The 21,246-nt window shown below is 63.1% G+C and carries 20 protein-coding genes and 2 pseudogenes; 9 read left to right on the forward strand and 13 right to left on the reverse strand.

The annotated features are described in order from the left end of the window. Positions 1–320 precede the first annotated feature (320 nt). Positions 321–758 (forward strand): YybH family protein, encoded by a 438-nt coding sequence (locus tag NKH70_RS00340; protein WP_352717284.1) that lies wholly within the window; start codon positions 321–323, stop codon positions 756–758. Positions 759–919: 161 nt separating this feature from the next. Here the strand turns inward: NKH70_RS00340 and NKH70_RS00345 are convergent. From NKH70_RS00345 to NKH70_RS00355, 3 genes and pseudogenes are all read right to left on the reverse strand, one after another. Beyond that, positions 920–1,097, reverse strand: a pseudogene (locus tag NKH70_RS00345) (transcriptional regulator); the annotation flags it as partial. A 65-nt stretch (positions 1,098–1,162) separates the two neighbouring features. Then, positions 1,163–1,657: a DUF8737 domain-containing protein gene (locus NKH70_RS00350; RefSeq protein ID WP_352717283.1), complete on the reverse strand. Its 495-nt coding sequence runs from the start codon at positions 1,655–1,657 to the stop codon at positions 1,163–1,165. A gap of 23 nt (positions 1,658–1,680) precedes the next feature. Next, entirely contained in the window at positions 1,681–2,499 is an 819-nt protein-coding gene (locus NKH70_RS00355; RefSeq protein WP_352717281.1) for a class I SAM-dependent methyltransferase, read from the reverse strand. A 95-nt stretch (positions 2,500–2,594) separates the two neighbouring features. On the opposite strand from NKH70_RS00355, the pseudogene NKH70_RS00360 reads away from it, so the two are divergent. Beyond that, a pseudogene (locus NKH70_RS00360) lies at positions 2,595–3,495 on the forward strand (LysR family transcriptional regulator). A gap of 83 nt (positions 3,496–3,578) precedes the next feature. Here the strand turns inward: NKH70_RS00360 and NKH70_RS00365 are convergent. Then, positions 3,579–4,601: a substrate-binding domain-containing protein gene (locus NKH70_RS00365; protein WP_352915137.1), complete on the reverse strand. Its 1,023-nt coding sequence runs from the start codon at positions 4,599–4,601 to the stop codon at positions 3,579–3,581. Positions 4,602–4,962: 361 nt separating this feature from the next. On the opposite strand from NKH70_RS00365, the gene NKH70_RS00370 reads away from it, so the two are divergent. The 5 genes from NKH70_RS00370 to NKH70_RS00390 all read left to right on the forward strand — a co-directional run bounded on the left by NKH70_RS00370 (position 4,963) and on the right by NKH70_RS00390 (position 11,526). Continuing rightward, complete coding sequence (locus tag NKH70_RS00370) at positions 4,963–6,318, forward strand: ABC transporter substrate-binding protein (RefSeq protein WP_352915135.1); 1,356 nt, start codon at positions 4,963–4,965, stop codon at positions 6,316–6,318. Between the two features lie 227 nt (positions 6,319–6,545). After that, on the forward strand, positions 6,546–7,559 hold the full coding sequence (locus NKH70_RS00375) for a carbohydrate ABC transporter permease (RefSeq protein WP_352717276.1): 1,014 nt from the start codon (positions 6,546–6,548) through the stop codon (positions 7,557–7,559). A 1-nt stretch (position 7,560) separates the two neighbouring features. Further along, positions 7,561–8,715 carry a carbohydrate ABC transporter permease gene (locus NKH70_RS00380; protein ID WP_352717274.1) on the forward strand — a complete coding sequence of 385 codons (1,155 nt, stop codon included), beginning with the start codon at positions 7,561–7,563 and terminating at the stop codon, positions 8,713–8,715. Between the two features lie 4 nt (positions 8,716–8,719). Then, positions 8,720–10,384: a beta-galactosidase BglA gene (gene bglA / locus NKH70_RS00385; RefSeq protein WP_352915130.1), complete on the forward strand. Its 1,665-nt coding sequence runs from the start codon at positions 8,720–8,722 to the stop codon at positions 10,382–10,384. A gap of 29 nt (positions 10,385–10,413) precedes the next feature. Further along, positions 10,414–11,526, forward strand: a complete 1,113-nt coding sequence (locus NKH70_RS00390; RefSeq protein WP_352717271.1) for an ABC transporter ATP-binding protein — start codon at positions 10,414–10,416, stop codon at positions 11,524–11,526. Between the two features lie 80 nt (positions 11,527–11,606). Here NKH70_RS00390 and NKH70_RS00395 read toward each other — a convergent pair whose 3' ends face one another. From NKH70_RS00395 to NKH70_RS00435, 9 genes are all read right to left on the reverse strand, one after another. Beyond that, a complete protein-coding gene (locus tag NKH70_RS00395) occupies positions 11,607–11,846 on the reverse strand; it encodes a DUF680 domain-containing protein (protein ID WP_352915127.1) in 240 nt (79 codons plus the stop codon). A gap of 68 nt (positions 11,847–11,914) precedes the next feature. Continuing rightward, positions 11,915–12,121, reverse strand: coding sequence for a DUF680 domain-containing protein (locus tag NKH70_RS00400; protein WP_352717269.1), 207 nt, complete (start codon positions 12,119–12,121; stop codon positions 11,915–11,917). Positions 12,122–12,192: 71 nt separating this feature from the next. After that, a complete protein-coding gene (locus NKH70_RS00405) occupies positions 12,193–12,396 on the reverse strand; it encodes a DUF680 domain-containing protein (protein WP_352717268.1) in 204 nt (67 codons plus the stop codon). Positions 12,397–12,838: 442 nt separating this feature from the next. After that, positions 12,839–13,588: an FAD-binding oxidoreductase gene (locus NKH70_RS00410; protein ID WP_352915124.1), complete on the reverse strand. Its 750-nt coding sequence runs from the start codon at positions 13,586–13,588 to the stop codon at positions 12,839–12,841. Then, complete coding sequence (locus NKH70_RS00415; protein WP_352915121.1) at positions 13,585–14,196, reverse strand: molybdopterin-dependent oxidoreductase; 612 nt, start codon at positions 14,194–14,196, stop codon at positions 13,585–13,587. Before NKH70_RS00415 ends, NKH70_RS00410 begins: the two co-directional genes overlap by 4 nt. A 133-nt stretch (positions 14,197–14,329) precedes the next feature. Next, positions 14,330–15,868 carry a DegQ family serine endoprotease gene (locus NKH70_RS00420; RefSeq protein ID WP_352915119.1) on the reverse strand — a complete coding sequence of 513 codons (1,539 nt, stop codon included), beginning with the start codon at positions 15,866–15,868 and terminating at the stop codon, positions 14,330–14,332. Positions 15,869–16,230: 362 nt separating this feature from the next. Beyond that, entirely contained in the window at positions 16,231–16,956 is a 726-nt protein-coding gene (locus NKH70_RS00425) for an MBL fold metallo-hydrolase (protein ID WP_352717263.1), read from the reverse strand. A gap of 16 nt (positions 16,957–16,972) precedes the next feature. After that, positions 16,973–18,139 carry a diphosphate--fructose-6-phosphate 1-phosphotransferase gene (locus NKH70_RS00430; RefSeq protein WP_352915116.1) on the reverse strand — a complete coding sequence of 389 codons (1,167 nt, stop codon included), beginning with the start codon at positions 18,137–18,139 and terminating at the stop codon, positions 16,973–16,975. A gap of 96 nt (positions 18,140–18,235) precedes the next feature. Further along, on the reverse strand, positions 18,236–19,000 hold the full coding sequence (locus NKH70_RS00435) for a L,D-transpeptidase (protein ID WP_352915113.1): 765 nt from the start codon (positions 18,998–19,000) through the stop codon (positions 18,236–18,238). Positions 19,001–19,188: 188 nt separating this feature from the next. On the opposite strand from NKH70_RS00435, the gene NKH70_RS00440 reads away from it, so the two are divergent. After that, positions 19,189–19,812 (forward strand): LysE family translocator, encoded by a 624-nt coding sequence (locus NKH70_RS00440; RefSeq protein ID WP_352717259.1) that lies wholly within the window; start codon positions 19,189–19,191, stop codon positions 19,810–19,812. Positions 19,813–19,821: 9 nt separating this feature from the next. Continuing rightward, a complete protein-coding gene (locus tag NKH70_RS00445) occupies positions 19,822–21,147 on the forward strand; it encodes a tetratricopeptide repeat protein (protein WP_352915110.1) in 1,326 nt (441 codons plus the stop codon). Positions 21,148–21,246: the final 99 nt, after the last annotated feature.

Genomic DNA, 21,246 nt, shown 5'->3' on the forward strand with positions numbered 1-21,246 from the left:
TGGTTGTCGCAAATGGCCGAGAAGGGTGGAGGCCGTGTAAAAACTCGACTCTGGCCGACGCTCTCAAGGGCAGCAGCATTATTCGAGGACAGAATTCTACGCTCAGGATATCGCGACGGGTTTCCACCGGCCTCGGTGGAGAGCGGCCATTTACCGAGCCGTCTCACAACGCTGTCGCGAAACTTGTCTCACGCCGTGCTATAATGACCAAGCCAACCTGCACTACGCCGCAGTAGGGAAAATGCTTCACCGCGGGCACACAGAATGTAGACCTGTGGTCGCCAGTCCTGATCAGAAATAGAAACGACAGGGAGGATGACGTGTCCCTCGACGCCAGTGACTTCGATCAAGCAGTTGAAGAATACCACCTGGCTCTGGATGAGTTCATGAAAGGAAACCCCGCGCCAGCGAAGAAGCTCTTTTCCCAACGAGACGATGTAACACTGGGCAATCCGTTTGGCCCTTTCGCGCATGGATGGAAACAGGTCATTGAGACGATGGAGCAAGCGGCATCGAACTACAGGGACGGCGACGCTACCGGCTTCGAGAACATAGCGAAGTGTGTGACGTCTGAGCTGGCATACATCGTCGAAGTGGAGCGGCTCAGGTCCAAGGTTGGCGGTCGGAGCGATGTCACGCCTCTTGCGTTACGCGCGACGAGCGTCTTTCGCCCAGAAGATGGTCTGTGGAAGATTGTGCATCGTCATGCCGATCCGATAACGACGGCTCAGCCGGCCGATTCGGTACTCCGCCGATAGCGGTTGTGGTATGGGGGAAGCGATCGATCTCCTTTGCTGCTGCAGCGCGGCTGTTCTTCAGTCCGTTCCCTGCTAAGGGTCGGCCCGCGTCATCGGGCTCGCAGGGTCGGACGGCCGCTCTGGGTCGAACTCGGTCGCCCGGAGTGATCGAGTTTTGACCTTTAGGCAGGCACGCCGGCGACCGATCCCCTGACCACCAGGTCGACCGGCCAGACCTCCGCGAGCCCCCTCCTCCAGGCCGGAAATGCGCGCCGCCAGCCGTTCGGCGATGCGTGCGCCCGCCAGGCGGATCGACGGACGTGTGGTCGACAGCGGCACCGAAAAATTTTCCGGCTTCAGGACAATGATTTCGGCTTTGGCCTGCTGGACACCAAGGCGGCCGAGGCGGCCAAAGAATAGCCCGCTCAAGTCGCGTTTTGCCGAGGACGTGCCAGAAAATAGAACGCGGCGATGTGCGTGATCATCAGCAGCGGTACGTAGATGATCGGGATCGCGTAGGTTGCGCCCAGTTCCCCCGCGCGGGCAGGAAGGCCGATCTGAATGGCGTGATAATAGTCGACGATGAGGTCGACCGTCCCTACGACGTTGAAGGCGACGACCAACGACCAGAAGAGCGGGCGTATCCTCACCGTGAGCAGCGCCAGCATGGCCAGCACGCCAGTCGCGAAATCGCCGTAGGCGGCGAACACGGCGAAATCGGCAGGCAGATTGGGGCTTACGACGCCTGGAACCATGAAGACGAGCCCGAAGAAGCGGAAGCTGTGCAGCGTAGCGATAGCGCGTTGCGCCGCGACCCGGTCCATCGACCTGAGCCACGGCCAGACATACGCCCCGAAGCAGAGCAGCCACGCGACATAGCCCAGAACGAGATGGGTTTGAAACAGTACTTCCGTGGACATCTGACGTCCTCCCAACAGTTGGTTCACACGGCCTCGAACACCGCGGTCAGGACGCCGAGCCGGCCTTGCATGAGATTTCGTCCCAGGTTGGTCGAAAGCTGAGCGAAGTCCGGTCCCATCACCACGCCGAGATTTGGTGAAGGCGGCGGCCCGGATGCGCGCAGTTGCGCGAACCAGGCCTTGGCGGTCTCGGTGTCGTCTTGCCACGCCAGCACGCGGAAGCCGGCCGGTTCGATCGCCTCGCCCGTCGCTTCGGCTGTGAGGAGGAAGCTCGTCGCCGGCGTTCGCGCCCAAGGCAGCGGATAGTGCGGCTCGCCAATGGCCGAGACGACGTCGAAGGTGGCAAACCTGCCGCCTGGTTTCAGCACGCGCCGGATCTCGCCGTAGAGCCGCGCCCGGTCGGAGATGTTCATCGCCACATGCTGCAGCAGCACGACGTCGAAACGGCTATCATCGAATGGAAGCTCCAATGCGCTGGCGGTCTGAAACGACAGCTGCCCGCTTTGTCCCGTGCGCTCGGTCAGATAGCGCGCAGCATCCACGAAAGGCTCGCTGAGGTCCACGCCGGTAACCCGGCAGCCATAGGTCGCAGCCAGAAAGCGCGCCGGCCCGCCGACGCCCGAGCCGACGTCCAGAACCGACGTGCCGGCCGCGATCCCCGCCAATTGGGCAATCTCGGCGGTCGAGGCAAGCCCACGGGTGTGAAACTGGTCGAGGGTGCCCAATTGCTGGGGCGTAAGAAGCTGATCCTCCGGGCCGAGGGCAGCCAGTACCATCTTCAGCCGCTCGGTCAGGCCGGTCGCGCGATAATGGTCGCGCACGCCATCAAGTTCATCGGTCATTGCAATATATCTCCTGGGCAAGATGTCTCCTGGCTTGCAGCTCTTACCTAAGCCCGCTTCCATAATCCGACTATCCGCTGTAATCAGAACAACCTATGAAGCAGGACTACACAATCCGGCGTGGTGCACTGGAGGGCGTCGAGGTGTTCCTGGCTGTCGCCAGGCACCGCAATTTCCGCCGTGCCGCCGCCGATCTCGGCGTGACGCCGTCCGCCGTGAGCCAGGCGGTGCGCACGCTGGAAGCCCGCATGGGTGCGGCGCTGTTCGCCCGCACGACGCGGAGCGTCGGTCTGACCGAGGCCGGCCAGCGCTTCCTCGAGCGCGCCGGCCCTGCCTTCGAGGAGATCGCCGCGGCCGGCGAGGCTGCGCGCGACGTCGGCCAACGGCCGACCGGGCTGCTGCGCCTGTCCGTGCCCCGCGCCGTCGTGCCATTGATCCTGGAGCCGATGATCGCGTCGTTCTGCCAAGCCTATCCTGAGATCGAACTGGAGATCGCCGCGAGCGACGAGATGGTCGATCTCGCGATCGGGGGGTTCGATGCCGGCATCCGCCTCGGCCAGCTCATCGCGCCCGACATGGTTGCAGTGCGGCTTACGCCGCCGTTCACGTTCGTGGTCGTCGGCAGCCCTGACTATCTCGAGCGCCACGGCTACCCCGAACGTGTCGACGACTTGCGCCACCACGCCTGCCTACGCTTGCGCCGCTCGAACGGCGCCATCGCGCCCTGGACCTTCGCCGACGGCAACGGTGCTATCGAGGCGATCGTCTCAGGCCCACTGATCGCGCACGACTATCCAACGTTGCTCGGGGCTGCGACAAAGGGCGTTGGGCTGGCGCAGACGCCTCGACCCGTCGCCGAAGGTCCGATAGCCGAAGGAAAACTCAGACCGGTGCATCGCTGCGACGACGCCGGGCGTCTTTCTCTACCATCTTGGCAAGCGCCAAGTCCTGCCGAAGCTGCGCGTCTTTATCGATCACCTCAAGTCCGCGGCCTGAGACATGACGCATGGCGATTGCCTGTGCTGGCCAACAGCCACCCAACGGCGACTTTGGTCGTTCAGAGTGATTGAGTTATGCCCCTAGGCAGGCGCGCCGGCGACCGATCCCCTGACCACAAGGTCGACCGGCCAGACCTCGCCGCGAGCGCCCTCCTCCAGACCGGAAATCCGCGCCGCCAGCCGTTCGGCGATGCGTGCGCCGGCCAGGCGGATCGACGAACGTGTCGTCGACAGCGGCACCGAAAAATTTTCCGGCTTCAGCCAGGGAAAGACGTCGTCATGGGCGATCAGCGACAGGTCGCCCGGAATGGTCAGGCCGAGATCGCGCACCGCCCGCACCACGCCGAGCGCCATGATCAGGCTGGAGCAGGCGATCGCCGTCGGCGCGTCGCTTTGTTCCAGCAGACGCCTGGCGGCGCGGTAGCCGTTCTCCTCGGTCATGGTGAGGGAACAGACATGCTGATCACGAAGCACAAGGCCGCTTGCCGCAAGCGCGCGCCGCACGCCGCGCTCGCGATGGATGGCGAAGGTCTCGCGATCATCGCCATTGATCAGTGCCAGCCGCCTGTGACCGAGTTGGACGAGTAGCCGCGCCGCCTCGTGGAAGGCGCCCTCATTGTCGATGTCGGTGAAGGGGTAGTCGAAATCGAAGCCTTCGCTGCGGCCGTGGACGATGAAGGGAATGCCGAGCGTATTGACGAGTGCCACCCGCCGGTCGGCCGGCCTCGGCGAGGAGATATAGACCGCGTCGACCTGCCGGTTGGCGACAATGCGCCGGTAGGTCGTCTCCTGGTCGTCGGCATCGGCCGGTGACAGCACCAGGTCGAGCTCGTGCGAACGCGCATAGTCGCCGAGGCCGGACAGGAACTCGACGAAATGCGGGTCGATATCGACGGTCGTTCCCGTCGGCAGCACATAGCCGATCATGCCGGTCTTGCCGGTCGCCAGCCGGCGCGCGCTCGGATTGGGGCGATAGCCGTGACGCTTGGCGGCATCCATCACCCGCCGGCGCGTTTCCTCGTTGACTTCCGGGTAGCCGTTCAATGCGCGGCTCACCGTGGTCTGCGAAAGCGCCAGCATGTGGGAGAGCTGCTTGAGGTTCACCGGAGGCCTCCAACCTCAAAGCGCTTTTAATCTGAATCGATCTGGCCGCTACGAACCGAGTTGCCGAGCGTGATGACCATACGCACGGTTCGGACCGGTTTGAAGCCGAATTTGCTGCTGCACCGCCAGAAAACTGTGCTGCAGCGCACTTTCGCCGGCACTCGACTGCAGAAATTAAATCGATTAAGCCGGCTTCCTCTTGACTCGCGATCAATTCAGTGGCGAGATCAAAATGACCAAAGCGCTTTGGAAGACTCTGCGAAAGGTTGCAGTTCCTTTCCGACTGAGTCACAGTCCTGCAGCGCCGGCGGACGGAATGGAGGTTTCGTTCGGTGTTTGTCACCACTGGGAGGGAATACCGATGAAGAAAATGCTTCTGCTGGGCGCCGCGTTTGCCACGCTAGCCCTGGCCATGCCCGCGCAAGCCGAACTGAAGTTCAAGCCGGGCGAAGATCCCCGTTTCAACTGGGCCAACTACGAAGAGCTCAAGAAGGTCGACCTCAAGGGCGAGACGCTGACGATCTTCGGACCGTGGCGCGGCGAGGACGAAGGGCTTATCCGCACCGTCCTCGATTACTTCTCCGAAGCCACCGGCGCCGAGATCAAGTACTCCTCGTCGGAGAATTACGAGCAGCAGATCGTCATCGACACGCAGGCCGGCAGCCCGCCCAACATCGCCGTGCTGCCGCAGCCGGGCCTGATCCAGGATCTGGCATCGAAGGGCCTTTTGACGCCGCTCGGCGACGACACCGCCAACTGGGTCAAGGACAATTACGGCGCCGGCCAATCCTGGGTCGACCTCGGCACCTTCAAGGACAAGGACGGCAAGCCCGGCTTCTTCGCCTTTCCTTATAAGGCCGACGTGAAGTCGCTGGTCTGGTACTCGCCGGACAATTTCGAGGAAGCCGGCTACAAGGTGCCGAAGACGCAGGAAGAGCTTGCCGAGCTCGAAAAGAAGATCATCGCCGACGGCGGCACGCCATGGTGCATCGGGCTTGGTTCGGGCGGCGCCACCGGCTGGCCGGCGACCGACTGGGTCGAAGACATCATGCTGCGCACCCAGACGCCCGAGACCTACGACAAATGGGTGAAGAACGAAATTCCGTTCAACGATCCGGCCGTGGTCAACGCCATCGACATTTTCGGCAAGATCGCGACCGACGACAAGATGGTCGAGGGCGGCGCCAAGGCGGTTGCGGCGACCGATTTCCGCGACAGCCCGAAGGGCCTCTTCTCGGTGCCGCCGAAATGCTATCTGCACCACCAGGCATCGTTCATCCCGACCTTCTTCCCGCAAGGCACCAAGATCGGCGAGGATGCCGACTTCTTCTATTACCCGCCCTACGCCTCCAAGCCCGAGCTCGGCACTCCGGTGCTCGGCGCCGGCACGCTGGCCATGATCACCAAGGACTCCAAGGCAGCGCGCGCCTTCATCGAATTCCTGAAGCTGCCGCTCGCTCATGAGATCTGGATGGCACAGGGCGGCTTCGTGACGCCGTTCAAGTCGGTCAACAAGGACGCCTATGCCAGCGACGCGCTGAAGAAGCAGGGCGAGATCCTGGCCAACGCCTCGACCTTCCGCTTCGACGGGTCCGACCTGATGCCGGGCAAGATCGGCGCCGGCGCGTTCTGGACCGGCATGATCGACCTGGTCGGCGGCAAGTCCGCCCAGGACGTCGCCACCGACATCCAGAAAAGCTGGGACGCGATCAAGTAAGCGGCCGGCTTGAGTTCCCAATCTGATGCGGTCCGGGCCTCAAACGGCCCGGATCCTATCCGGTGCTTGGCGTCGCGTCGATTGTCGTGAGCACAACGCATTCCGGCATGACGCGCGCCCAGTGACCTGCTTTTCGGCTGGTCGCGCTCCAGACAACTGAATCGGCGCATGATCCCGTCGCCAAAGCCATTCTCGACTGGCGGATCCGTGCGCAGGGGGAGGGACCCATGGCGGCTCAGATTTTTTCGGCGATATTCGTCATCATCATCGGCGTGGGCGGCTGCGTCGCCTATTTCTGGGGCGCCAACAAGGCACTCGACACAATCTTTCCGGCACGCGGCGTTTCCGGCAAGGCGGCGATTAACAATCTGCGCCGGCAGGGGGTGATCCGACCCTGGCTGTTCGTCGGGCCGGCGATGATCATCCTCACCATCTACCTGATCTACCCGGTGGTGGAGACGCTGAGGCTGTCGTTCCTCGATCGCGGCGGCGGCCATTTCGTCGGCTTGGCCAACTATCAATGGGCGTTCGGCGACCGCGAGTTCCGCAACTCGATCCTCAACAACATCATCTGGCTGGCGGTGGTGCCGGCCGCCTGCACCTTCCTCGGGCTGATAATCGCCGTGCTCACCGACAAGATCTGGTGGGGCACCATCGCCAAGAGCCTGATCTTCCTGCCGCTGGCCATCTCCTTCGTCGGCGCCAGCGTCATCTGGAAATTCATCTACGAGTATCGCGGCGACGGGCAGACGCAGATCGGTCTGCTCAACGCCATCATCCAGTATTTCGGCGGCCAGCCGCAGGTCTGGATATCGCTGCCGTTCTGGAACAACTTCTTCCTGATGGTCATCCTGATCTGGATCCAGACCGGCTTTGCCATGGTCATCCTGTCGTCGGCCTTGCGCGGCATTCCGGAAGAGACGCTGGAAGCCGCCGTCATCGACGGCGCCAACCCTTTCCAGATCTTCTGGAAGATCATGGTGCCGCAGATCTGGGGGACGATCGCCGTCGTCTGGACCACCATCACCATCCTGGTGCTGAAGGTTTTCGACATTGTGCTGACCATGACCAACGGCCAGTGGAACAGCCAGGTGCTGGCCAATCTGATGTTCGACTGGATGTTCCGCGGCGGCGGCGATTTCGGTCGCGGCGCCACCATCGCCATCATCATCATGATCGCGGTCATTCCGATCATGGTCTGGAACATCCGCCAGGCGAACAAAGAGACGGAAGGACATTGAGATGGCCGCGTCGACCGGAAAGTCCTTTTTCAGCCGTTTCGGCGTCCATATCGCCGTCTTCATCTTCGTCGCGATCTGGACGATCCCGACGCTCGGCATTCTGGTCTCGTCGCTGCGCGACAAGGACCAGATCATCGCTTCGGGCTGGTGGAACTCGTTCACCAGTTCCAGCCAGACGGAAGCCGGACGGCTGCCGCCCGCCTCGGCGCAGGTCGAGAAGGACGGCAAGTTCGTCCTGCAAGGCAATATCTTCGGCGACGGCCCGGCCCGCAACATCAGCGCCTTCGGCGTCAAGTCGGCAGCGCCGACGCAATATCCCGCCAGCACGACAGCCGATCTCGGCGACGGCGTGACCTTGCAGCTCAATGCCGACGGCAGTTTCGTCATGACCTCGCCGAAGGCTTTCGAAGGCGAACGCGGCCAGCGCGTCTATTACGCCTCGTCGGCGCCGCCGAAATTCACCACCGACAATTACGACACGGTGCTGTTTTCGGAAGGCATCGGTCGCTCCTTCATGAACTCGCTGACCGTCACCATTCCGGCGACCGTCATCCCGATCCTGATCGCCGCGTTCGCCGCCTACGCGCTGGCCTGGATGCGCTTTCCCGGCCGGGCCCTGCTCATCGCCGTCATCATCGGCCTCCTGGTCGTGCCGCTGCAGATGTCGCTGATCCCGCTGTTGAAGCTCTATAACGGCGTCGGCAGCTTCTTCGGCGTGCCGTCGAAGACCTATCTCGGCATCTGGCTGGCGCATACCGGCTTCGGCCTGCCTTTCGCCATCTATCTCCTGAGGAGCTATATCGCCGGCCTGCCACGCGAGATCATGGAATCGGCGCGCATCGACGGCGCCAGCGATTTCGAGATCTTCGTCAAGATCGTGCTGCCATTGTCGTTCCCGGTGCTGGCCTCGTTCGCCATCTTCCAGTTTCTCTGGGTGTGGAACGATCTGCTGGTGGCGATGGTTTTCCTTGGTACCGAGGGCGACCAGATCGTGCTGACCGCCAAGCTCAATGCGTTGCTCGGTTCGCGCGGCGGCGACTGGGAGATCCTGACGACATCGGCCTTCGTCACCATCATCGTGCCGCTGATCGTGTTCTTCTCGCTGCAGCGCTATTTCGTCCGCGGGCTGCTTGCCGGCTCGGTGAAAGGAGGTTGAGATCATGCAATCCGCTTTGAAGGCCACCCCGAAGCCCGATCTCGCTACAGATCGCGACTGGTGGCGAGGTGCCGTGATCTACCAGATCTACCCGCGCAGCTATCAGGATTCGAACGGCGACGGCATCGGCGACCTGAGGGGCATGATCGGCCGGCTGCCCTACATCGCCTCGCTCGGTGTCGACGCGATCTGGATCTCGCCATTCTTCAAATCGCCGATGAAGGATTTTGGCTACGACGTGTCGGATTATTGCGACGTCGATCCGATGTTCGGCACGCTGGCCGACTTCGACGCGCTGACCGCCGAGGCGCACCGGCTTGGTCTCAAGGTGATGATCGACGAGGTGCTCTCGCACACCGCCGACATCCATCCCTGGTTCAAGGAAAGCCGTTCGAGCCGCAGCAATCCAAAAGCCGACTGGTACGTCTGGGCGGATGCCAAGCCGGACGGCACGCCGCCCAACAACTGGCTGTCGATCTTCGGCGGCTCGGCCTGGCAGTGGGACACCAGCCGCCAGCAATATTATCTGCATAATTTCCTGGCCGAGCAGCCCGACCTCAATTTCCATAGCCGCGCGGTCCAGGACGCGCTGCTCGACGTCACCCGCTTCTGGCTGGAGCGCGGCGTCGATGGCTTCCGCCTCGATACCATCAATTTCTATTTCCACAGCCAAGGCTTGGAAGACAATCCGCCGCTGCCGCCCGAGCAGCGCAACGACCAGACGGCGCCTGCCGTCAACCCCTACAACTACCAGGACCATCTCTACGACAAGAGCCGGCCTGAAAACCTCGGCTTCCTTGAACGCTTCCGCGCCTTGCTCGACGAATATCCGGCGACGGCCGCGGTTGGCGAGGTCGGCGATTCGCAGCGTGGGCTGGAAGTAGTGGCGGCCTACACGGCAGGCGGCAAGCGCGTGCATATGTGTTACTCCTTCGACTTCCTGGCGCCGGAGAAGATCAGCGCGGCAAAGGTACGCTCGGTGCTGGAAACCTTCGGCAAGGTGGCCAGCGACGGCTGGTCGTGCTGGGCCTTCTCCAACCATGACGTGATGCGCCCTGCCTCGCGCTGGGCAGCCGGCGAGCCCGACCCGACCGCCTACCTCAAGGTGATCTCGGCGCTGCTGATGTCGTTGCGCGGCTCGGTCTGTATCTATCAGGGCGAGGAGCTCGGGCTCAGCGAGGCTGAACTCAGCTTCGAGGATCTGCAGGACCCATACGGCATCCGCTTCTGGCCGGAATTCAAGGGCCGCGACGGCTGCCGCACGCCGATGGTTTGGGACGGCGCTGCCCGCAATGGCGGCTTCTCGACGGCAAAGCCCTGGCTGCCGGTGCCCAGCAAGCACCTTGCGCAAGCGGTCAATGTGCAGCAAGGCGACGACGGCTCGCTGCTCGAGCACTACCGGCGCTTCCTGGCTTTCCGCCGCGCTCATCCGGCACTGGCCAAGGGCGATATCGAGTTCATCGAAAGCGACGGTGACACCGTCGCCTTCACGCGCCGCGAAGGCAACGAGCAGATCGTCTGCGCCTTCAATCTCGGCGCAAAGCCGGCCGAAGTCGATCTTGGCGGCCGCTCACTGCAGCCCTTGCCGGGACACGGGTTTTCGGGACAGACTGGCGCCGGCACTATCCGCCTCGGCGGCTACGGCGCCTGGTTCGGGCGTATCGACTGAATTCAAGGAAGAACTGGAGGGTACGTACCATGGCCGATGTCACGCTAAGGCAAGTGAAGAAATCATACGGCAATCTCAACATTCTGCACGGCGTCGACCTCGACATAAAGTCGGGCGAATTCATCGTCTTCGTCGGTCCGTCTGGTTGCGGCAAGTCGACCTTGCTGCGCTGCATCGCCGGGCTGGAGGAAATCACCTCGGGCGAGCTCAAGATCGACCGCGAAATTGTCAATGACGTGCCGCCGTCGAAACGCGGCATCGCCATGGTGTTCCAGTCCTATGCGCTCTATCCGCACATGACGGTCTACGACAACATGGCGTTCTCGATGAAGATCGGCAAGGAAAGCAAGGCCGAGATCGACAAGCGGGTGCGCCAGGCGGCCGAGATCCTGCAGCTGACCAAATATCTCGACCGTCTGCCCAAGGCGATGTCGGGCGGCCAGCGCCAGCGCGTCGCCATCGGCCGCGCCATCGTGCGCAATCCCAAGGTCTTCCTGTTCGACGAGCCGCTATCCAACCTCGACGCGGCGCTGCGTGTCGCCACCCGCATCGAGATCGCCAAGCTCAAGGAATCGATGCCGGCGACAACGATGATCTACGTCACCCACGACCAGGTCGAGGCGATGACGCTGGCCGACCGCATCGTAGTGCTGAAGGAAGGCCATATCGAACAGGTCGGCACGCCGATGGAGCTCTACAAGCGGCCCGGCAATCTGTTCGTCGCCCAGTTCATCGGCTCGCCGGCGATGAACATCCTGCCGGCAACGATCGACAGGACCGGCAACCCCACCGTCGTCAGCCATGTCGGCGGCCGCAAGGCGACGGTGCCGATCGCAACGCCTGTCTCGGCGAAAGGCGCTGCGGTGAGCTTCGGCGTGCGGCCGGAGGATCTGATGATTGCCACTGGCGCCGACTATTTGTTCGAAGGCACGGTCGATTATGTCGAGCAGCTCGGCGAGGTCCAACTCGTCTATGTCGACATCGGCCGCGCCGACCTGCCGCTGGTGACCAAGCTGCCGGGCAATGTCGAGGTCAAGCGCGGAGCGACGCTGCGGCTGACGGCTGACGCCGGCGACCTGCATATTTTCGACGCGGACGGGCGCTCTTTCGCGCTCCATGAAGCAGAAGCAAAGGCGGCTTGAAGCAGGCGTTTTTCCGCCATGCAAAAGACAAGAGCGGCGGGCATGGCCCGCCGCTCTTGTTTTTAATTCCAGTTCGGCTGTTAGTTGTTGCCGAAGAGGTTGCGGTCGGCGCCCTGAGGCGCGGACTTAGGCACATCGCCAGACGAATTCAGCAGCTTGTAGATCGGCGAGTTGCTGTCACGCACCGAATACGTCTGCGTCTTGTCGACGTTGACGGTCGTCTGCTTGTTGATGTCGGTGCCGCCAACATTGTCGTTGCGGGCATAGGCGCTGCCGGCGGCAATCAAGAGAGCGGCGGCAGCAAGAACGATCTTTTTCATTTTAATACTCCTGAATTTCTCGGGTCCCGGCAGCGGGCATGCCGCCGCCTTGATGGTGGGATCGGCTGTTAGTTGTTGCCGAAGAGGTTGCGGTCGGCGCCCTGGACGACCGGCTGCTTTTCAGCCTGGTCCGACGTCTTGACGGAAGCCGTGTACGAGCTATCGACAGAAGCGGTAGGCTGGTTGGCACCGTTGGAACCATAATTGTCGCTAGCGGCGAAAGCGCTGCCGGTGATGGCCAGAACGGCGGCGGCAGCAAGAACGATCTTTTTCATTTTAATACTCCTGAATTTTTTCAGATCCCGGGCGGCGGATATGCCCGCCGCCCTGATACTGGGATCGGCTGTTAGTTGTTGCCGAAGAGGTTACGGTCGGCGCCCTGGACAGGCTGCTTGTCAGCATGAACCGGCTTCTGAATGGAAGCCGTGTACGAGCTGTCGACCGAAGCGGCAGGCTGGTTCGCACCATTGGAACCAAAGTTGTCACTGCCAGCGAAGGCGCTGCCGGTGATGGCCAAAACGGCGACGGCGGCAAGAGCGATCTTTTTCATTTTAGTACTCCAGTATCTTAGTTTTCGGTCCGTCTAGCGGCGTGTCTTGGGAGGAATTCGCGTCGTTCGGACAGCCCCGATGTGGGAAAGCCAATGGCCAGTTTCCAATCACGAAGTTGTTTGGTGTGGACCAAGAATCTACACCTTGAAATTGTGCCAGAGATTCCCTTCGCCACAATTTTATTTATAAATATCAGGTGGATAGCCCGTAGCATCGGTCTGGCTGCAAGGTGACTTGGAGAGGCAGCGTTCACAGCGTCCTGCACGCATTGTCAACAGAAACGAACCGTTCGGTTCGATTTTTTAAAACCGATAAAAGTAGCAGCAGGGGTTGTTTATGGAATCGTTAACCATTTCAGCCAAACGCGGCCTCGCCGTTCTGCCTGTTTTCGGCCCATTTATGCCGGCCGGCGAAGGCAGCAACCGGGCAAGCAGAACCGGGTCAGACCCCGTAGCGTTCGGTGCGGATGAGTGCCGCCGGCACGCCGGCATCGATCAGTGCCTCGGCGGCGGCCGTCACGAATGCGTTCGAGCCGCAGACGAAGGCGAGCTTCAGCGGCGCGGGCAGCCTCGTCATGGCTTGCACCATCATCGCGGCGTCGATCCGCCGCGCATAATCCGCCGGACGGCGGGCCGGCTCGCGCGTCAGCGTCAGCACCAGGTCGAAACCATCCCGGCGCTCGGCGAGGTCGATCAACTCGTCGCGAAAGACCACCTCGTCCCAGACCCGCGCCGAAAACACCAGGGCGGCGGCGACCAGCGATCCCCGCATCGCCCGGTGACGGACCATCGACATCAGCGGCACCACGCCCGACCCACCGCCGACGAGCAGGAGCGGTCCGCCATCGCCGTCGGACCAGACGAAATGGCCGCCGAGCGGCCCGCGCAACTCGACCTCGTCGCCCACCGCCGCGATCTCGTGAAAGAATGGCGAGACCTCGCCGTCCTCGAGTTTTTCAATCGCCAGCTCGATGGTCTCGCCGGTCTCCGGCGCCGAGGCGATGGAGTAGGAGCGGCGCGCCTGATAGCCGTCAGGTGCAGTCAGCCTGACGTCGACATGCTGTCCGGCCCGGTAAGCGAAGGGCCGCGAGGGCTGCAGGAAAAAGCTGGTGACGCGCGGCGTACGCTTTTGGATGCGGGTGATGGTGACCGTCTGCCAGGGCGACTGCGCCGCCGGTGCGTCGCCGCTCATGGATCGTTCGTGTAGCGCTGCTCGCGCCACGGGTCGCCATAGATATGATAGCCTCGCAACTCCCAGAAACCCGGCTCGTCACGCTCGGTGAACTGCAACCCGTTCAGCCATTTGGCCGATTTCCAGAAATAGAGATGCGGAACGAGCAGCCGTGCCGGGCCGCCATGGTCGGGGGTGATCGGCCTGCCCTCGTAAAGCAGCGCCACCATCGCCTTGCCGCCGGTGAGATCCTTCGTCGGCACATTGGTGGAATAGCCGTCGAAACCCAGCGCCAGCGTGAAGGCAGTGGGCGGCTCGATGCCGGCGTCGGCAAGGATGTCGTCGACCAGCACGCCCTGCCACGCCGTGTCGAACTTGGTCCATGCGGTGACGCAATGGATGTCGCGCGTCATCTTGGTCAAGGGCAGCGCGTTGAACTCGGCCCAGTGCCACTTCTTGATTGGCCGCGGCCCATGCTTAAGCGTGAACGACCAATCCTCGGTGCGCACATGCGGCGTCGGGCCGGCCGACAGGACCGGGAAACCTTGCTCGAGATATTGCCCCGGCGGGATACGTGCATCCGTATCCGTCGGCGGCTTTCGTCCGGAAGAGAAGCCTCGGGTAACCATCGAGAATATCCGTTTGCGCAAGGTCCAATCGACCTTTGTCAGTTTTCTCGAAGACGCGCCCGCGGGCAACCGAAATCTTGGCTCCGGCCTGGCGGCAATGCTCTACATCGACCTTGGCAGCGCGCCGTCTGCTTCAGCCACTGGCGAAGGGCACGGCGACAAACATCTGGGCGTCGCCACGCTCGACAAGCAGCAGCACCGATTTCTTGCCAGATTTGGCAGCCTGCACAATCGCCTGGTTAGCCTGCCTGGCGCTCCTCACCGGATGCTGGTCGACGGTGACGATGATGTCGCCGGGCTGGATGCCGGAAGCCGATGCCGCCTTGTTCGGGTCGACGCGCTCGACCAGTGCGCCGTGCTGGTTGCCTGCCAGGTTCATTGCCTGGCGCACATCCGGGGTGACGTCCATCAGGCCGAGACCGAGCGCCGGTGCGCGAAAGCCCTGCTCCGTCGACGGCTGACCCTGATCGCCTGTCACCGATCCCGTTGCCATGTCGTCTTCGTTGCGCCCGACCTCGACGGAGATCTGCAGGCTTTGCCCCTTGCGCCAGACACTGAGGGTTTCCCTCGTGCCGGGCGCAACGTCGGCGACGGCGCGCGACAGATCCCTTGGATCCTTTATGTCCTGGCCAGCGAAGCTGGTGATGACGTCGCCGGTCTCGATGCCTGCCCTGGCGGCCGGCGATCCGTCGCTGACCTGCGCGACCAGCACGCCGGCGGGGTGATCGAGGCCGATGGCGCTCGCCATGTCAGGCGTCACCGGCTGGATCTGGACGCCGAGATAACCGTACTGGATGGAGCCGCCTTTCATCAGCTTGGCGACGACCTTTTGCGCCTGGTCCGAGGGGATGGCGAAGCCGACGCCGACGCTGCCGCCATTCGGCGAAAAGATCGCCGTGTTGATGCCGACGACATTGCCGTTCACATCCGTCAGCGGGCCGCCGGAATTGCCCCGGTTGATCGGCGCGTCGATCTGGATGAAGTCGTCAAACGGCCCGCTGTGCAGGTCGCGGCCGCGCGCCGAGACGATGCCGGCCGTGACCGTGGTGCCAAGGCCGAAAGGATTGCCGAAGGCGAGCACCTGGTCGCCCGGCATGAGCTTATCGGAATCGCCCCATTTGACGGTCGGCAAGGGCTTGCCGGCCTCGACCTTGAGCACGGCAAGATCGTTCTTGGCGTCATGGCCGATCAATTTGGCGGGAAGCTCGGTGCCGTCGTCGAGCGTCACCTTGATCGACTGGGCGCCGTCGACGACGTGATTGTTGGTGACGATGGTGCCGTCGGCGCCGACGATGAAGCCTGAGCCGAGGGCCTCGGTGCGCGGCGCCTGCTCCGGCGGTGTTTTGGGGGCGGGCTGTCCCTGGTCATCGAAGAAATGGCGGAAATAGTCGTCGAAAGGCGAGGTTCCGCCAAACGGCGAGGCGTCGCTCATGGTGTCCGGCTGTTGAGCTTTCATGACCGTCGTGATGGTCACCACCGCCGGTTTGTCCGCCGCCACGACCGGCGCGAACGAGCCGCTCGGCGCCGTCATGCCGGTGACGGGAGGGGTGACTGTTGCCGCCAGGACATCATTCAGCCTGGGAGCGAGAGGCAGGGCGAAGGGGCTGACAACCAGCGCGGCGCCCAGCAGAGCGGCGACGCGATGTCTGCGAAGGGTCTGGATTGGTGACATGGCCGTTGTCCGGGCGAGAGATTGGTGAAGCCACAACGTTCCGTCACCGGAACGATTCACCGGCGCGTCGGTCGTCGGCCTTGCCTGTCTCGCCTGTCACGGCAGCCGACCGGATCGACAGCCCCGCATTTAGGGCACCGATCGTCGTTTCCAGATAATATTACGAAGATTTAATTTCCGGCTGGCAACCGCCGTGCCGGGCTGGCGCCGAAACCCGAAAACAAAAACCCGCCTTGCGGCGGATCGTTGGGGCGAATCAGCACCATACCCAAATTAGTAGCATAGCTGCCGGCACAAAGCAAGAACAAAATAGCTACCCAAGACAAATCGCTTCAGATTTGCGCCGCTTCAGCAGAGGCCTCCTATTCGCCTTTCCCGTCGGTCCGGCTGAGATAGGTGGTGGCGATCTCGCGCATTCGCCTGCCGTCGAAGCTCGGTCCATGGCCGCCATGGCCGATGCGGATCGGCAGGTCGAGCAGGCGCTGCATGGTGCGGCGATAGGCGACGCGATCCGAATCCGGCAGGTCGTCGATCAGCATGGCGTCGTAGATGGCGTCGCCGGCGAAGAAGAGGCCGTCTGCCTCGTCGAACAGCGCGATCGAATCCGGAGAGTGGCCGGGCAGATGCAGGACGCGGAATTGGCGGCCGCCGAGGTCGATCCTATCGCCCTCGTCCAGGGTCCTAGTCAGCGGCGCCGGCTGAATCCTGTAATCGGCCGCTTTCCAGCCCTTTGCCGGCAGCCTGGAGACGGCGCCTTCCAGATCATGGAACATGTAGGCGTAGGTCACCGCTTCATCCATGCTGTCGAACTGCGCGGCGCTGTGGCTCGGCCCTGCCCGCAACGGAAACTCGTGCAGCGAGCCGACATGATCGAGATGGATATGCGTGGCGACGACCAGCAGCGGCTTGCCGGCCGGCGTGTCGATCTGCGGCGCCAGCGGGCAGATCCCCATGCCGGTGTCGACCAGCAGGTCGACATCGCGGCCGCGCAAATGCCAGATGTTGGCGCGCACGAATTCATGCACCAAGGGCTCGGTCAGCATCGTCGTCTTGGCATCGACGATGGTTTTGCTGAACCAGCTGTCCATCAGATCAAGGCCGGCATCAGACGAACGGCTTGCCGATCTTGTACTTTTGCGGGACCAGCCGCTTCAGATAGGCCATCCCCGCATCGGACAGCCGGTTGACATCGGGCAGCATGAAATCATCCGGCATATGGCGCGTTTTGCCGGCGACGTTCTTCAGCGGCACCTTCTTCAGCACGGTTTTCTTGCCGTCATATTGCAGCGCCACCGAACCGCCGCCCTCGTCGGCCACCGTGACCGCGAAGGCGCCGGCGTCGAAGGCCTCCTGCGCGTCCACCGCGCTGATGGCGCCGACATAGCCGCGCGGCATATAGCCGAGCGCATCGACGCGCGCCCGCTTGCCCGGCAATCCTTCGGCGAGCGCGCGCTCCAAGGCTGCCGGCAGGTCGCTGCCCGACAGCTTGACATTGCCGTGCTGGTCGCGCTCCAGCTTTTCCGGCGGCACAAGGCTTTCGACCAGCGCCTTGCCGTCGGCGGTGCTGACGCCTTCGGAGACGGCAACGATGCAGCGCTTGTGGCGGTCGAGCGTGGCACGCACGTCGTCGATGAAAGCTGCCGCCGAGAACGGCCGCTCCGGCACGTAGACGAGATGCGGGCCGCTGTCCTGATCGAGCTGCCATGCCGCGGACGCGGCCGTCAGGAAACCGGCATGCCGCCCCATGACGATGCCGACATAGATGCCCGGCAGAGCGCGGAAATCGAGATCGACCGAAAGGAATGCTCCAGCGACGAACTCGGCCGCCGACATGAAGCCGGGCGTGTGATCGTTCTCCTCGAGATCGTTGTCGATGGTTTTCGGCGCGTGCACGAAGGCGATCTTGCCGCCGGCGGCGTCGGTCAGGATCTGCTGCGTGCCCGAGGTGTCGTTGCCGCCGATATAGATGAAGGCATCGGCGCCGGCTTTCTTCAAGCCATTGAGGATGAGATCGCAATAGGCGGCATCCGGCTTGTCGCGCGTCGAACCAAGCGCGGCGCTCGGCGTCGCCGCGATCAGCCGCAGGCGGTCCTCGGGGATGGCGGAAAGATCGACGTAATTGCCGTCACGAATGCCGCGCACGCCGTGGATGGAACCAAGGACCTTGGCGCCGGGATGCCGCTTGCGGATTTCGAGCGCAGCGCCCACCACGGTCTGGTTGATGACGGCGGTCGGGCCGCCGCCTTGCGCGATGACAAAAGTTCCGGCCATTGTTCACGTCTCCCGGGCAATGAAAATCGCAGGCACATTCGCCTGTCTTGCGGCATCGCGCAACGGCAGAGTGATCGTTGAAAGCGAAGCCGCCGTTCAGAAGACGACGACCGGGTTTTTCTTGGAGACGCGGCTGTAGAGATCGATGATGTCCTGGTTGATCAGGCGCACGCAGCCCGACGACATCGCCTGGCCGATGCTCCACCATTCGGGCGAGCCGTGGATGCGATAACCGGTGTCGCTGCCGTTCTGATAGATGTAGAGGGCACGCGCGCCGAGCGGATTGTCGAGGCCGCCCGGCTGTCCGCTTTGCCATTTCACCAGCTCCGGCCTGCGGGCGATCATCTCGGGCGGCGGGGTCCAGACCGGCCATTCCTTGCCGTATTGGATGTTGGCGCGGCCGGACCAGCGGAATCCGTCCTTGCCGATGCCGACGCCGTAACGGATCGCCTCGCCGCCGGGCTGCACCAGATAGAGCAGCCGCTCCTGCGAGTGAACGACGATGGTGCCGGGCTGCTCGCCGGTCGGATCGACGACGATCTGGCGGCGGAACTCCGGCTTGACCTTGAGATAGGGCACTTCCGGCACATTGAAGCCACCGTCGGTGAGCGAAGCGTACATCACGTTGGGGCTGGTGATGTTCTTGTCGACGCTGATGCTCGGACGGACCGGCCGGATCGAGCCGGTGGTCACGTCGTCGAGCTGGAGCGACGGCAGATCCAGCGTCTGACTGCAGCCGGCGACGCCGAGCAGCGCCAGCGCACCGGCGCCGGACAGCACCGTGCGGCGGGAAAGCTGTATTTCGGTTTCGATTGCGTCGCCATTATGCGGCAGCGACAGACCGTGCGGCAACTCACGCATTTACCCAAACCCTACGCTATCGGCGGGAAACACGGTCCGGCCGGATCGCAGGCATTTTCACCAATCATGGTTGAAAAAGCGTGAAGGCCGGCCGCCTCGCGTTAACGAGGGGCTTTTTCGATTTTTGCCTCTTTACATCTTCGCGAGGCCAAGGATTTATCCTCTTCTTTGAGCTCAAGGAGAAGAAAATGTCCTTCGAAAACTGGGCCGCGTTTGCCGCCGCCTCGGCAGTCCTTCTGGTCATTCCGGGCCCGACCATCCTGCTGGTGGTGTCCTATGCGCTCGGCCAGGGCTGGCGCACCGCGCTGCCGATGGCAGTCGGCGTGGCGCTCGGCGACTTCACCGCGATGACACTGTCGATGCTGGGCATCGGCGCGCTGCTGGCGGCGTCGGCCACCGTGTTCACCGTGCTGAAGGTGATCGGCGCCGGCTATCTGATCTATCTCGGCATAAAGTTGTTTCGCGCCGGCGGTGCGCTCAGGGCCGAACCGCGCACCGATGCGGTATCGTCGGCGAAAATGACGGCGCATGCCTGGCTGGTCACCGCGCTCAATCCGAAAAGCATCACCTTTTTCGTCGCCTTCCTGCCGCAGTTCCTCGACCGGCATGCGGATTTCTGGGCACAGATGCTGATCTTCGAGATGACCTTCCTGGCGCTCGCCTTCGCCAATGCCTTCGGTTATGCGCTGATCGCGGCAAGGGCGCGCAACGTGGTGCGCAACCCGAAGGCGATCCGCATCTTCAATCGCACCGGCGGCACGCTGCTGGTCGGCGCCGGGATCGCGACGGTGGCGATGCGATCGGGCAACTGAGGACAGACCATGGCGGTCAGCGATGCATTCGGCTTGACACTGTCCGGCGCGACGGAGGCCGGGCTCTCGTCCTACAGCCGGGCTGCGCGCGAGTTGCAGTGCTTCATCGGCGATCCGGTCGGTACAGTTGACCGGGCAATCGCCGACGATCCCGGCTTCGTCATGGCGCATGTGTTCAAAGGTTATCTCTTTGGCCTTGCCACAGAGCGCGAAGCGACGGCGCTGGCCAAGGCATGTCACGAGGCAGCGCTGCCGCTTGCCGCGACGACGCGCGAGCAGGCGCATGTCGCCGCCCTTGGCCACCTTGCGGAGGGACGCTGGCACGAGGCCGCCCGCGTGCTGGAGGATATCGCCATCGAGTTTCCGCTCGATGCGCTGGCGCTGCAGACCGGCCACCAGATCGACTTCTTCACCGGCAATGCGCGCATGCTGCGCGACCGCATCGGCCGCGCGCTGCCGTTCTGGCAGAGCGGCATGCCGGGCTACCACGCCATACTCGGCATGCAGGCCTTTGGCTTGGAGGAGATGGGCGACTACGCGCGCGCCGAAAAGCTTGGCCGCACGGCGGTCGACATCGAGCCGCGCGACGGCTGGGCCCAGCATGCGGTGGCCCATGTCATGGAGATGCAGAGCCGGCAGAAGGACGGCATTCTGTGGATGCGCGCCAATCCCGAGGCGTGGACGCGGGAAAGCTTCCTGCAGGTGCACAATTGGTGGCATCTGGCGCTGTTCCATTATGATCTCGGCGAGACCGACGAGGTGCTGGCGCTCTATGACGGGCCGATCTATGGCGAGCGCTCGACGCTGGCGCTCAACATGGTCGATGCCTCGGCGATCCTGTGGCGGCTGCATCTCGGCGGCGTCGATGTCGGCGAGCGCTGGACAACACTCGCCGCCAATTGGGCGCCCAAGGCCAGCGCCGGCCATTATGCCTTCAACGACGCCCACGCAATGATGGCGTTTGTCGGCGCCGGCTTCGAAGCGCCGGCCAGCGGCTTGCTCGAGGCGCAGCGCGAGGCGATGCAGGGCAAAGACGACAACGCCGGTTTCACCCGGGATGTCGGCCATCCCCTGACGCTCGCCATCAAGGCATTCGGCGAGGGCCATTATGCCGAGACGATACGCCTGATCCGGCCGATCCGGGCAATCGCCCATCGCTTCGGCGGCAGCCACGCACAACGCGACGTCATCGACCTGACCCTGATCGAGGCGGCATTGCGTTCCGATGATGGCGCGCTGGCGAGGGCGCTTGCGTCGGAACGTGCACTGGCACGGCCGGACAGCCCGTTGTCAGCACTGTTTTCACGGCGTGCAACCGCTCTCGCGGCGAATTGACCAAGACTAAATCTTGCCTTAAAAACTGCCCCGGCCAGATTTTTTCGAGTGTCGAAAAAATCTTCGCGTGTTGACCGGAGCTTGTCCGGCGGCACGATT

The sequence above is a fragment of the Mesorhizobium sp. M0991 genome (genome assembly GCF_040318915.1).
GTDB lineage: Bacteria > Pseudomonadota > Alphaproteobacteria > Rhizobiales > Rhizobiaceae > Mesorhizobium.